Raw genomic sequence first — 12,329 nt, forward strand, 5'->3', positions numbered from 1 at the left:
GGTGGGTGATGCGGCGTTACGTGCACATTCCCCGACCTGATCCCGCTGCGGCAGGATCAACGAGCACGACGGGCGGCAGTCTTCTTGGCAGCAGTCTTCTTAGCGGGAGCCTTCTTCGCAGCAGTGGTCTTCTTGACCGCCGTGGTCTTGGCGGCCGTGACCTTCTTGGCAGGCGCCTTCTTGGCCGCCGTCACCTTCTTGGCAGGCGCCTTCTTGGCCGCCGTCACTTTCTTTGCCGCCGTGGTCTTCTTGGCGGCAGGAGCCTTAGTGGCGGCCTTGCGGGCCGTGGTCTTCGCGGGACCCTTCGACGGCGTGGCCTTCTTGGCCGCGGTCTTCTTCGCCGCGGTCTTCTTGGCTGCCGCCTTCTTCGCCGCCACCGGGGCATTCACGCCTCGCTTGACGGCAGGCCCGGACGAGGCCAGCTTCTGCTTACCCGCGATGACCGCCTTGAACTGTGCGCCCGGCCGGAAGGCAGGCACCGAAGTGGCCTTCACCTTCACGGTTTCACCGGTACGCGGGTTACGGGCAACCCGGGGAGCACGCTTGCGCTGTTCGAACACACCGAATCCGGTGATGGTGACGCTCTGACCCTTGTGCACGGCACGGACGATGGTGTCGACAACATTCTCGACAGCCGCGGTTGCCGTCCGCCTGTCCGTACCCAACTTTTCGGTCAGAACGTCGATCAGTTCCGCCTTGTTCATTGAATCCTCCGCAGACTAATGGCCCGTCGTCGGACCGACTAGGTACCACGGTAAACCCAGTTTGAGCAAGAGTCTATGTGCCACGCCAAAATTCATGTGGTTTAGCACACGTCCAGCTACCGCCGCCCGGGATGCGCCCCTAAGCGCCCCAGCTGATTACGCCCGTGAAATAGGCTCCGGCAGCGTCACGGGTTTCCATGACGGCCTTCCCTTTTCGAACTCGCCGATGACGTCGGCCTGTCGCAGCGTGAGGCCGATGTCGTCCAAACCCTCCAGCAGACGCCAGCGGGTGTAGTCGTCAATATCGAACGGCAACACGACGGTTCCCGCTGTGACGGTGCGTGCGGACAGGTCGACAACCAATTCGATGCCGGGCTGTTCCTCGATCAGCTTCCAGAGCATTTCGACATCGTTCTGTGACATCTGCGCGGCCAACAGCCCGCCCTTACCCGCATTTCCCCGGAAGATGTCAGCGAAACGAGACGAGATGACCACCCGAAAGCCGTAGTCCGACAGCGCCCACACAGCGTGCTCACGGGAAGAACCGGTGCCGAAATCCGGGCCTGCCACCAGCACGCTGCCCCGCTTGTACGGCTCGGTGTTGAGAATGAACTCCGGGTCGGCGCGCCATCCGGCGAACAAGCCGTCCTCGAAACCCGTTCGGGTCACGCGCTTCAGGTAAACGGCGGGGATGATCTGATCGGTGTCGACATTGGACCGGCGCAGCGGCACACCGATGCCTTTGTGAACGGTGAAGGCTTCCATAACGATTCCCTTTCGATCTGTAGGTGATCGGTGACTCAGGCCAGATCAGCGGGCGAGGACAGGGTTCCCCGGACCGCCGTCGCGGCGGCGACCAGCGGTGAGACCAGGTGCGTGCGACCGCCCTTGCCCTGCCTGCCCTCGAAATTGCGGTTCGAGGTAGACGCGCAGCGCTGACCCGGTTCCAGCTGATCGGGATTCATACCCAGGCACATCGAGCAGCCCGCCTGACGCCATTCCGCGCCCGCGGCGGTGAAAATCTCGCCGAGTCCTTCTTTTTCCGCCTGCGCGCGCACCCGCATCGAGCCAGGCACGACCAGCATTCGCACACCGTCGGCCACGTGGCGGCCCTTCAAAACATCGGCGACCGCGCGCAGATCCTCGATCCGGCCATTGGTGCACGAACCGACGAATACGGTGTCGACACTCACCTCACGCAGCGGCATTCCCGGCGTCAGGTCCATGTAGCGCAAGGCCTTCTCGGCGGATTCGCGCTCGTTCTCGTCGACGATCTGGGCCGGGTCGGGCACATTCGCGCCCAGCGGCAGGCCCTGGCCGGGATTGGTGCCCCACGTGACGAACGGGGTCAGGGTGTTCGCGTCGATGTGGACCTCGGCGTCGAACTCCGCGCCTTCGTCGGTGACCAGCGCGTCCCAGGAGGCCACTGCGGCATCCCAGTCGGCTCCCTGCGGTGCGTGCGGGCGGCCCTTCAGGAATTCGTAGGTCACCGCGTCGGGGGCGATCATGCCCGCACGTGCGCCCGCCTCGATGGACATATTGCAGATCGTCATCCGCGCTTCCATCGACAGCTTGCGAATCGCCTCGCCGCGATACTCCAGCACATAGCCCTGGCCGCCGCCGGTGCCGATCTCGGCGATCACGGCCAGGATCAGATCCTTGCTCGTGACGCCGGGCGCCAATTCGCCGTCGACGGTGATGGCCATCGTCTTGAACGGGCGCAGCGACAGCGTCTGGGTGGCAAGCACGTGCTCGACCTCACTGGTGCCGATACCCATCGCCAGCGCGCCGAACGCGCCGTGGGTGGAGGTGTGGCTGTCACCGCAGACGACGGTCATACCGGGCTGGGTGAGACCCAGCTGCGGGCCGACCACGTGCACGATGCCCTGCTCCACGTCGCCCATCGAGTGCAGGCGCACTCCGAATTCGGCGCAGTTGCGGCGCAGCGTCTCCACCTGGGTGCGCGAGATCGGGTCGGCGATCGGCTTGTCGATATCGGCGGTGGGGACGTTGTGGTCCTCGGTGGCGATGGTGAGATCGGTTCTGCGCACCGGCCGGCCGGCCGCGCGTAGCCCGTCGAAGGCCTGCGGGCTGGTCACCTCGTGCACGAGGTGCAGATCGATGTAGATCAGGTCGGGTTCACGGGAGGAACCATCGCCTTCGCCTTTGGCGACGACGTGCTGTTCCCACACCTTCTCGGCCAGTGTGCGAGCGCGCTCGGCCATTGCTTGATCACCTTTCGACGGGCATACTTGGTATCTCAGCATTTGAGACGTTAGTATCGTTCTATGAGACAGCATAGCGGTATCGGTGTTCTCGACAAAGCCGTGGCGGTGCTCTACGCCGTCGCCGACGAGCCCTGCGGTCTCAACGACCTGTGCACCCGCACCGGCCTGCCACGCGCCACCGCGCATCGGCTGGCGGTCGGGCTGGAGACGCATCGGCTGCTGGCCCGTGACGGCAACGGACTGTGGCGGCCGGGGCCCGCGCTCACCGAGTTGTCGGCGGGGGCGGCCGATCCACTGGTGGAGGCCGCCGGTGCCATTCTGCCCCGCCTGCGTGAGATCACCGGCGAGAGCGTCCAGCTGTACTGCCGCGACGGGCACGCACGCGTCTGCATCGCCGCGCTGGAGCCGCCGGTCGGCCTGCGTGACACGGTGCCGGTCGGTTCGCGCCTACCGCTCACCGCGGGTTCGGCGGCGAAGGTGTTGCTGGCGTGGGCCGATCCCGAGCTACAGCGCACGGTCCTGGCCGACGCCGTGTTCGGCGACCGGGCGCTGGCCGAGGTGCGCAAGCGTGGCTGGGCGCAGAGTGCCGCCGAGCGCGCGCAGGGCGTGGCGAGTGTGTCTGCGCCGGTGCGCGATGCGGGCGGGGTGATCGTGGCCGCCGTTTCGGTATCGGGGCCGATCGATCGAATGGGTCGCAGGCCGGGCGCGCGCTGGGCCGCCGATCTGGTCGCGGCCGCCGAGGCACTGCACAAGCGGCTGTAGAAACAGAGAAGGCCCCCGGTCGGATTCGACCGGGGGCCTTACTTTGCTTTGTAGCCCCGACGGGATTCGAACCCGCGCTACCGCCTTGAGAGGGCGGCGTCCTAGGCCGCTAGACGACGGGGCCAGGACGATCTCACCAGGGTGAAACCTTGCTGGGGTACCAGGACTCGAACCTAGAATGGCTGTACCAGAAACAGCTGTGTTGCCAATTACACCATACCCCAAAGACCGAAACGCCCGACCTTGCAATCTCCACCGAGTGGTTGTCGGTGTTGCGAGGCCGTGTTCCGCGGCGATGAGAAGATTACCAAACACTAGGGGGTAAACTACAAATCGCCTGGTCAGAAGCCGCTTTTCGGCCGTTTTTCGCACCTTTGGAACGGATGCGGCGAAGTGGCCGCACCCGCTCCCCACGGCTACTGCGCGGCAGGAGCCCAACCACGCGCGGCGCGCAGCCGGTCGAGCGAGACCTCGCGGCCGAGCAGCTCCATCGACTCGTACAGCGGCGGGCTGATGTGCGAGCCCGTCACCGCGACCCGCACCGGCGCGAACGCCTTACGCGGCTTGAGCCCCAGATCGTCGATCAGCGCCTTTTTCAGCGCCTCCTCCAGTGCCGGGGTGGTCCACTCGCCCAGCGGCTCCACAGCGGCGATCGCGGCGTCGAGCACCGGATCGGCCTCGGCGCCGAGATTCTTGGTGCCTGCCGCCTGGTCGATCGCGAAGTCCCCTGGCGCGACGAACAGGAACTTCAGCAGGTCCCACGCGTCACCGAGCACCACGATGCGGGTCTGCACGAGTTCGGCGGCGACCAGGAACGTCTTCTCATCGATTTCGGCGCCGATGTGGCCCTGCGCGGTGAGGAACTCGCGCAAACGGTGACCGAAATCGCCGGGCTCGAGAAGGCGAATCTGCTCGGCATTGATGGCGTCGGCCTTCTTCTGATCGAAGCGGGCCGGATTCGAATTCACCGACGAGATATCGAAAGCCGCGACCATTTCCAGCATGGAGAACACATCGCGGTCCTCGCCGATACTCCAGCCGAGCAGGGCGAGGTAATTCAGCAATCCCTCGGGGATGAATCCGCGGTCGCGGTGCAGAAACAGATTCGATTCCGGGTCGCGCTTGGACAGTTTCTTGTTGCCCTGACCCATGACGAACGGCAGATGGCCGAACTCGGGCGTGAACTCGGCAACCCCGATACGCTGCAGCGCGGCATACAGCGCGAGCTGACGTGGGGTCGAGGAGAGCAGATCCTCGCCCCGCAACACATGGGTGATCCGCATCATCGCGTCGTCGACCGGATTCACCAATGTGTAGAGCGGGTCGCCATTGCCACGGGTGAGGGCGAAATCGGGGACGGTTCCGGCTTTGAAGGTGGTTTCGCCGCGGACGAGATCGTTCCATCCGAGATCTTCGTCGGGCATCCGCAAACGGACAACGGCGGGGCGACCCTCGGCTTTGTACGCCGCGATCTGCTCGGCACCGAGGTCGCGATCGAAATTGTCGTAACCGAGTTTCGGATCACGGCCGACGGCGCGATGACGGGCCTCGACTTCCTCCGGCGTCGAGAACGCCTCATAGGCCTCGCCCGCCTCGAGCAGCCGGCGCACCACGTCGAGATGGGAATCGCGGCGCAGCGACTGCCGGTAGGGCTCGTAGGGTCCGCCGACCTCGGGACCCTCGTCCCAGATGAGCCCGAGCCAGCGCAGCGCGTCGAGCAGCGCGCGGTAGGAATCCTCGGAATCGCGTGCGGCGTCGGTGTCTTCGATGCGGAACACGAACTTGCCGCCGTGGTGGCGCGCGAACGCCCAGTTGAACAGCGCCGTGCGCACCAGGCCGACGTGCGGCGTGCCGGTCGGGGACGGGCAGAAACGGACCCGTACTTCAGTCATGACTCTCTTCTTTCGCTGTATCAGCGCTTGGTGGCAACAGGATTGGTGAGGGTGCCGATGCCCTCGACGGTGACCGACACGTTCTGCCCGGCCCGCAGCGGACCGACGCCTTCCGGTGTGCCGGTGAGGATCACGTCACCGGGCAGCAGGGTCATCACCGAGCTGATCCATTCGATGATCTTCGGAATATCGTGCAGGAACAGCGAAGTGCGGCTGCGCTGGCGGACCTCACCGTCTACCTCGGTGGTGATCTCCAGATCGCTTGGGTCCAGCGCGGTTTCGATCCACGGGCCGAGCGGGCAGAACGTGTCGTAACCCTTGGCCCTGGTCCACTGGCCGTCGTGGCGCTGCTGATCACGGGCGGTGACATCGTTGGCGATGGTGTAGCCCAGGATCACCTCGGATGCCTTCGCCGCGGACACGTCCTTGCACGGACGGCCGATCACCACGGCCAGCTCGCCCTCGTAGTCGACCTGAGAAGAGCTGGGCGGCAGGATGATCGATGCGTTCGGGCCGATGATCGAGGTGTTCGGCTTGATGAAGATCACCGGGTCCACCGGTGCCTCGCCACCCATTTCGGCCGCGTGGGCGGCGTAGTTCTTGCCGATGCAGATCACTTTGCTCGCCAGGATCGGCGCCAGCAGGCGGATATCGGCCAGCGGCCAGCTCCGCCCGGTGAACGTCGGCGAGCCGAACGGATGTTCGGCGATCTCCTTGGCGACGGCGTCGCCTCCGTCGCCTTCGATGCTGACGAAAGCGACTCCATCGGGACTGGCAACTCGACCTAAGCGCATGCCCCGGAGTCTATCGAGACGGGGCTACCTGCCCGAACGCGCCCGTGATGCGACATGGGTCCGTTGATAGCGGCTCGGACGAAGTGCGTGACAGATCACACCGATGTGATTCGAAGCCACTGCCCGCGTGCGGGATTCGTGTGTGCGGCGATGTGACCCGTCAGACACCTCACCGGTGGGCAACATCCACGGGTCACCGGTGTAGCGTGAACAGTGATGTTCAAACAATGAGACATCAATCTCATATATTGAGATGTAATCGTGCAATCCGGCGAGGTGAGAAACGTGACAGACGCGGGGCCGATGGTCGACGTGACGCAGCTGGGTAACGGCAGACGCTGGTTGATGCTCGCCCTCGGCGTGTTCGCGCAGACCTCCAGTTCGATCTTCATCCACGGCACCCCGTTCCTGCTGCCCGCGCTCACCGCTCGTGGCGATTCGCTCACCTCCGCCGGTGCGCTGGTGGCACTACCGACCGTAGGTCTGGTCTGCACCCTGATCGCCTGGGGGTACGTGGTCGACCGGATCGGCGAACGCATCGTGCTGGTGGCGGGCACGCTGCTGATGTGTGTGGCAGGCGTCGCCGCGGCCGTGGTGGACAACCCCGTCGCGTTCGCCGCGCTGCTGTTCGTCGGCGGTATCGGCGCCGCCAGCTCCAACGGCGCCAGCGGCCGGGTGATCGTCGGCTGGTTCCCGCCGGACCGGCGCGGTCTGGCCATGGGTATCCGCCAGACCGCGCAACCGCTCGGTGTCGGCATCGCCGCGCTCACCATCCCGTGGGTGGCCGTGCACCATGGCATTCCCGCGGCCATGTTGGTGCCCGCGCTGATGGCCGGGGTGGCCGCGATCGGCTGCCTGGTCGGCATCATCGACCCACCGCGACCGCCCGCGAAGGCCGCCGACCGCGCCAACCCCTATCGCGGCGGCTCCACCCTGTGGCGGATCCACGGTGTCTCGATCCTGCTGGTCGTCCCCCAGGCCACCCTGTGGACCTTCGGCCTGCTGTGGCTGCACGTCGACCTCGGCTGGTCACTGGCCGCCGCTGGCGCGCTGATGACCGTCACCCAGTTCCTCGGCGCCGCAGGAAGAATCGGCGCGGGAGCCTGGTCGGACCGTGTCGGCTCGCGCCTGCGCCCCCTGCGCCAGGTAGCCGTCGCCGCCGCCGTCGCCATGGCCGCGCTGACGATCACCGCCTGGACCGACTGGTGGTGGGCTGCGGTTCCTTTGATGGTCGCGGCTTCGGTGATCTCGGTGTCCGACAACGGCTTAGCGTTCACGGCCGTGGCCGAAATAGCGGGACCGTTCTGGAGCGGGCGAGGCCTCGGTATCCAGAACACCGGCCAGAACATCGCGATAGCCGCCGTCCCACCACTTTTCGGTGCCGTCATCACGGCGACCGGCTTCCCCGTGGTGTACGCCCTGGCAGCGGTCGCCGCGGTGGCGGCGGTGCCATTGGTCCCCAGGGGATCCTGGAAGTAGCTTCCATCACGGGCCGCGAATTCGGTCGAATACCTGTATCTCCTACTCACCGAACACAATTCGATCCACACCACCAATGACAAAGGCTCGCTCCGGCATTCAGCCGGAGCGAGCCTTTCGCGTGCGACGGGATCAGACGATGGCCGCGATGCGGTCACCGACCTCCACGGTGGAGGCGGTGCCGGTGCGCGAGGCCAGGTCCTTGGCCACAGCGGATTCGATGCGGGCCGCGCCCTCGGTGTTGCCGAGGTGGTTGAGCAGCAGCGAGACCGAGAGAATGGCGGCGGTCGGGTCGGCCTTGGACTGGCCCGCGATGTCGGGGGCACTGCCGTGGACCGGCTCGAACATCGACGGGTTGACGCCCGAGGCGTCGATGTTGCCCGAGGCGGCCAGGCCGATGCCACCGCTGACGGCGGCGGCGAGGTCGGTGATGATGTCACCGAACAGGTTGTCGGTGACGATCACGTCGAAGCGGCCCGGGTCGGTCACCATGTGGATGGTGGCGGCGTCGATGTGCTGGTAGGCCGTGGTCACCTCGGGGAATTCGGCGGCGACCTCGTCGACGGTGCGCTGCCACAGCGAGCCGGCGAAGGTGAGCACATTGTTCTTGTGCACCAGGGTGAGGTGCTTGCGGCGGGCCTGCGCGGTGGCGAAGGCGTAGCGCACCACACGCTCGATGCCGAAGCGGGTGTTGTTGGAGACCTCGGTCGCCACCTCGTGCGGCGTGCCGACGCGAATCGCGCCGCCGGTGCCGGTGTAGGGGCCCTCGGTGCCTTCACGCACCACCACGAAGTCGATATCCGGGTTGCCCGCCAGCGGGCTGGTGACACCGGCGTGCAGCTTCGACGGACGCAGGTTCACGTGGTGATCGAGCGCGAAACGGGTCTTGAGCAGCAGCCCACGCTCGAGCACGCCGCTGGGCACCGACGGATCGCCGATCGCGCCGAGCAGAATCGCGTCGTGCTGCTTGAGCTCGGGCAGCACCGACTCCGGCAGGATCTCCCCGGTGCGGTGGTACCGCGCGGCACCCAGGTCGTACTCGGTCTTCTCCACACCGGGCAACACCACGTCGAGCACCTTGACCGCCTCGGCGATGACCTCGGGTCCGATGCCGTCACCGGCGATAACTGCGAGTTTCATGAAGTCCAGCTCCCGTTCTTCAGGATCGGCGGTCGCCACGACCAACCGTCGGTGGTGCCGTTACGCACCGACCCAGCCACGTCGAGGCCGACCTCGAGGAGGCTTGCCCGCGCAGCGGGCGTCGCGGCCGTCCCGACGAAAGGCGGGGCGAGACAATGCGCCGAAGGCGCGAGTATCGCCCCGCATTTCGTCGGGACCGGCGGGGCCGCGACTCGAGCGCGCCAGCGCTCCGATAAATCAGGCCAGGTCGACCAGGACGACCTTCGAGGCGCCGACGGCCTCGGCGATCGCGGTCTGCACCTCGGCCGAGACCTCGGCGTTGACGCGCAGCACAACGGTGGCACCTTCGGCGTCGATGTCCTGGCTCAGCTGCGCGGCCAGGATGTCGATCTCCGCCTCGCCCAGCTTGGTGCCGATCTTGCCGAGCGCGCCCGGCTTGTCGCTGTAGTTCAGCACGGCCAGGTTCAGGCCCTCGGCGCGCATGTCGTAGTTGCGGCCGTTGATGTTGACGATCTTCTCGACCAGGTTCGGCTCGGTTAGCGTGCCCGCCACGTTCAGCGTCGAACCGTCGCCGAACACGGCGCGCAGGTCGACGACGCTGCGGTGGTTCGGGCTCTCCGAAGCGGTGGTGACGGTGGCGGTGATGCCACGGTCCTTGGCCAGCGCCGGAGCGTTGACGAAGGTGACCTGGTCCTCGACCAGTGCCGAGAACACACCGCGCAGCGCGGACAGCTCCAGCACGGCCACGTCCTGCGAGGCGAGCTCGCCGCGCACCTGCACCTCAACGCTGACGGGCAGCTCACTGGCGATGGCGCCGAGCAGGGCGCCCTGCTTGCGCACCACATCGAGCCACGGCGCGACGACATCGTTCACGGCGCCACCGGTGACGTTCACCGCGCCCGGCACGAACTCACCGGCCAGCGCCAGCAGCACCGACTTGGCGACATCGGTGCCCGCGCGGTCCTGGGCCTCCGAGGTGGAGGCGCCCAGGTGCGGGGTCACGACGACCTCGGGCAGGTCGAACAGCGGGCTGTCGGTGCACGGCTCGGTCTCGAACACGTCCAGACCGGCGGCACGCACGTGGCCGGACTTGATGGCGTCGGCAAGCGCCTGCTCGTCGATCAGGCCACCGCGCGCGGCGTTGACGATGATGACGCCCGGCTTGGTCTTGGCCAGCGTCTCGGCGTTGAGCATGCCCTTGGTCTCGGGCGTCTTCGGCAGGTGGATCGAGATGAAGTCGGCGCGCTCGAGCACCTCCTCCAGGGTCAGCAGTTCGATGCCGAGCTGGGCGGCGCGGGCCGGCGAGGTGTAGGGGTCGTACGCGACGATCTTGGTCTCGAACGCGGCGAGGCGCTGCGCGAACAGCTGGCCGATACGGCCGAGGCCGATGACGCCGACGGTCTTGCCGAGGATCTCGACACCGTTGAACTTGCTGCGCTTCCAGGTCTTCTCACGCAGGGTCGCGTCGGCGGCCGGGATCTGCCGCGCGGCCGAGAGCAGCAACGTGACAGCGTGCTCGGCGGCGGTGTGGATGTTGGAGGTCGGCGCGTTGACGACCATCACGCCACGCTCGGTGGCGGCGGGCACGTCGACATTGTCGAGGCCGACACCGGCACGGGCGACGATCTGCAGCTTCTTGCCCGCGTCGAGCACCTCGGCGTCGACGGTGGTGGCCGAGCGCACGAGCAGCGCGTCGGCCTCGGGGACCGCGGCGAGCAGCGCCGGGCGGTCGGGTCCGTCGACCCAGCGAACCTCGACACCGTCACCGAGTGCGTCGACGGTCGACTGGGCGAGCTTGTCGGCGATCAGAACTACAGGACGGCCTGCTTGGCTCACTGTGGGGTACTCCTGGGGAAGAAAGGGGGTCGGCAGTTACCGCGAACCAGAATAGTCGCCCGGACTTCGGTTGCCCTTACCCCCCTGCCCGAAAACCGGGTGAACCCTGCGCACCGACGCCTCTAACATCAGCTCATGTCATTGCGCACCGTCCCCGAATCGATGGACCCGGCTGTGGTGGCCGCCGTCGACGCAGAGCTCGACCGGGTGGCGGCCGAGCACGACGTAACCATCCGTCTCGCTATCGAAAGCGGCAGCCGTGCTTGGGGTTTCCCCTCGCCGGACTCCGACTACGACTGCCGCTTCGTCTACGTGGCAGGCCTGGACACCTACCTGTCCCCGTGGCGCACCCGCGATGTGATCGAAACACCGTTGATCGGTCTGCTCGATGTGAACGGCTGGGATCTGGCGAAGGCGCTGCGCCTGCTGGTGGCGGGCAACGCGGTGCTCGTCGAATGGCTGATGTCGCCGATCGTCTACCGCGGCGACGAGGCGTTTCGCACCCGGCTGCGCGAGGTGGCGACGGAGGTGGCCGATCGCGACCGGATCGCCCGGCACTACCTGCACCTCGGCGCGCGCCAGTGGGCGCTGTTCGAGCGCAACGGTGGTTTGAAGAAGGTGTTCTACGCGCTGCGACCCGCGATGGCGCTGCGCTGGTTGCGTGAGCACCCCGGCGCCGCGGTGGCGCCGATGCACCTGCCCACGCTGCTCGCCGACTGCGAGCTGCCCGCCGACCTCGTGGCGGCGATCACCGAGCTGACAGATCTCAAGTCGAAGACCAGGGAGATGGGTTCGGCCGCCCCGCCCGCGCTGATCACGGCGTTCATCGACGCCGAATTCGAGCGGGCCACGACGGAATTCGACTCCCGCGGGCCGCGCGATCTCACCACGTCGATGGCGATCACGGGTGAGTTCTTCCGCGCGGAAGCGCTGAGATAGCAGAAGACCTGTAGATAGCAGAAACTCCGCACCATCCGGTGCGGAGCTTCACATTCGTACGCTGGTCAGCGCAGAATCAGATGGCGCGAACGTCCTGAGCCTGGGGGCCCTTCTGACCCTGACCGACCTCGAACTCCACGCGCTGACCCTCTTCGAGGGACTTGAAGCCGGAGCCGCCGATCGCGGAGTAGTGAACGAAGACGTCCGGGCCGCCTCCGTCTTGGGCGATGAAGCCGAAGCCCTTTTCGCCGTTGAACCACTTAACAACACCCTGTGCCATTTCAAAAACCTTCTGTAGATGAGCTAGGTCCTAATAGTCCGGTCCTGGTCTCGGTGTCCACCATGCCATGATCCGACGAATTCGGCCACATCCCACCGTGCAAAGTGTGCGAACTGTGAGGAAGGCAACCCCCGAGCACTGCCGGCCGGTGCCGTCACGGACGTGACGCAGCCCGCCTTTCGGGTGGATGCTCAGCGTATGCCGAGGTAGTTGCTCCACGGATGCCAGATTAGCCGGACACACGCATCAAACCGACTGGCACCCTTCACCATCGA

General features: G+C 66.4%; 11 protein-coding genes and 2 tRNA genes. 3 read left to right on the top strand and 10 right to left on the bottom strand.

Annotated elements, in window-relative coordinates; translation table 11 throughout:
• Positions 1–56: 56 nt before the first annotated feature.
• From ACFWPK_RS01035 to leuC, 3 genes are all read right to left on the bottom strand, one after another.
• Positions 57–704: an HU family DNA-binding protein gene (locus ACFWPK_RS01035; RefSeq protein ID WP_056811975.1), complete on the bottom strand. Its 648-nt coding sequence runs from the start codon at positions 702–704 to the stop codon at positions 57–59.
• 156 nt (positions 705–860) lie between these two features.
• Positions 861–1,469 (bottom strand): 3-isopropylmalate dehydratase small subunit, encoded by a 609-nt coding sequence (leuD, locus tag ACFWPK_RS01040; protein WP_378900388.1) that lies wholly within the window; start codon positions 1,467–1,469, stop codon positions 861–863.
• A gap of 35 nt (positions 1,470–1,504) precedes the next feature.
• Positions 1,505–2,929 (bottom strand): 3-isopropylmalate dehydratase large subunit, encoded by a 1,425-nt coding sequence (gene leuC, locus ACFWPK_RS01045; protein WP_378912466.1) that lies wholly within the window; start codon positions 2,927–2,929, stop codon positions 1,505–1,507.
• 63 nt (positions 2,930–2,992) lie between these two features.
• Here leuC and ACFWPK_RS01050 point away from each other — a divergent pair, with 63 nt between their 5' ends.
• Positions 2,993–3,694, top strand: coding sequence for an IclR family transcriptional regulator (locus ACFWPK_RS01050; RefSeq protein ID WP_378912467.1), 702 nt, complete (start codon positions 2,993–2,995; stop codon positions 3,692–3,694).
• Between the two features lie 51 nt (positions 3,695–3,745).
• On the opposite strand, the gene ACFWPK_RS01055 is transcribed toward ACFWPK_RS01050, so the two are convergent.
• The 4 genes from ACFWPK_RS01055 to ACFWPK_RS01070 all read right to left on the bottom strand — a co-directional run bounded on the left by ACFWPK_RS01055 (position 3,746) and on the right by ACFWPK_RS01070 (position 6,380).
• Positions 3,746–3,818 (bottom strand) — tRNA-Glu (locus ACFWPK_RS01055).
• Between the two features lie 28 nt (positions 3,819–3,846).
• A tRNA-Gln gene (locus ACFWPK_RS01060) sits at positions 3,847–3,918 on the bottom strand.
• Between the two features lie 192 nt (positions 3,919–4,110).
• A complete protein-coding gene (gene gltX / locus ACFWPK_RS01065; protein ID WP_378912468.1) occupies positions 4,111–5,586 on the bottom strand; it encodes a glutamate--tRNA ligase in 1,476 nt (491 codons plus the stop codon).
• 20 nt (positions 5,587–5,606) lie between these two features.
• Complete coding sequence (locus ACFWPK_RS01070) at positions 5,607–6,380, bottom strand: fumarylacetoacetate hydrolase family protein (protein WP_378912469.1); 774 nt, start codon at positions 6,378–6,380, stop codon at positions 5,607–5,609.
• Between the two features lie 303 nt (positions 6,381–6,683).
• Here ACFWPK_RS01070 and ACFWPK_RS01075 point away from each other — a divergent pair, with 303 nt between their 5' ends.
• On the top strand, positions 6,684–7,859 hold the full coding sequence (locus ACFWPK_RS01075) for an MFS transporter (protein WP_378912746.1): 1,176 nt from the start codon (positions 6,684–6,686) through the stop codon (positions 7,857–7,859).
• Between the two features lie 132 nt (positions 7,860–7,991).
• On the opposite strand, the gene ACFWPK_RS01080 is transcribed toward ACFWPK_RS01075, so the two are convergent.
• Together ACFWPK_RS01080 and serA are read right to left on the bottom strand one after the other, a co-directional pair.
• Complete coding sequence (locus ACFWPK_RS01080; RefSeq protein WP_378912470.1) at positions 7,992–8,999, bottom strand: 3-isopropylmalate dehydrogenase; 1,008 nt, start codon at positions 8,997–8,999, stop codon at positions 7,992–7,994.
• Positions 9,000–9,236: 237 nt separating this feature from the next.
• Positions 9,237–10,835: a phosphoglycerate dehydrogenase gene (serA, locus tag ACFWPK_RS01085; RefSeq protein WP_378912471.1), complete on the bottom strand. Its 1,599-nt coding sequence runs from the start codon at positions 10,833–10,835 to the stop codon at positions 9,237–9,239.
• 135 nt (positions 10,836–10,970) lie between these two features.
• Between serA and ACFWPK_RS01090 the strand changes: the two genes are divergently transcribed.
• On the top strand, positions 10,971–11,774 hold the full coding sequence (locus tag ACFWPK_RS01090; protein WP_378912472.1) for a DNA polymerase beta superfamily protein: 804 nt from the start codon (positions 10,971–10,973) through the stop codon (positions 11,772–11,774).
• Between the two features lie 76 nt (positions 11,775–11,850).
• On the opposite strand, the gene ACFWPK_RS01095 is transcribed toward ACFWPK_RS01090, so the two are convergent.
• Positions 11,851–12,054 carry a cold-shock protein gene (locus ACFWPK_RS01095; RefSeq protein WP_056812000.1) on the bottom strand — a complete coding sequence of 68 codons (204 nt, stop codon included), beginning with the start codon at positions 12,052–12,054 and terminating at the stop codon, positions 11,851–11,853.
• Positions 12,055–12,329: the final 275 nt, after the last annotated feature.

This window comes from Nocardia sp. NPDC058519 (assembly GCF_042719755.1).
In the GTDB taxonomy this organism is placed as follows: domain Bacteria; phylum Actinomycetota; class Actinomycetes; order Mycobacteriales; family Mycobacteriaceae; genus Nocardia.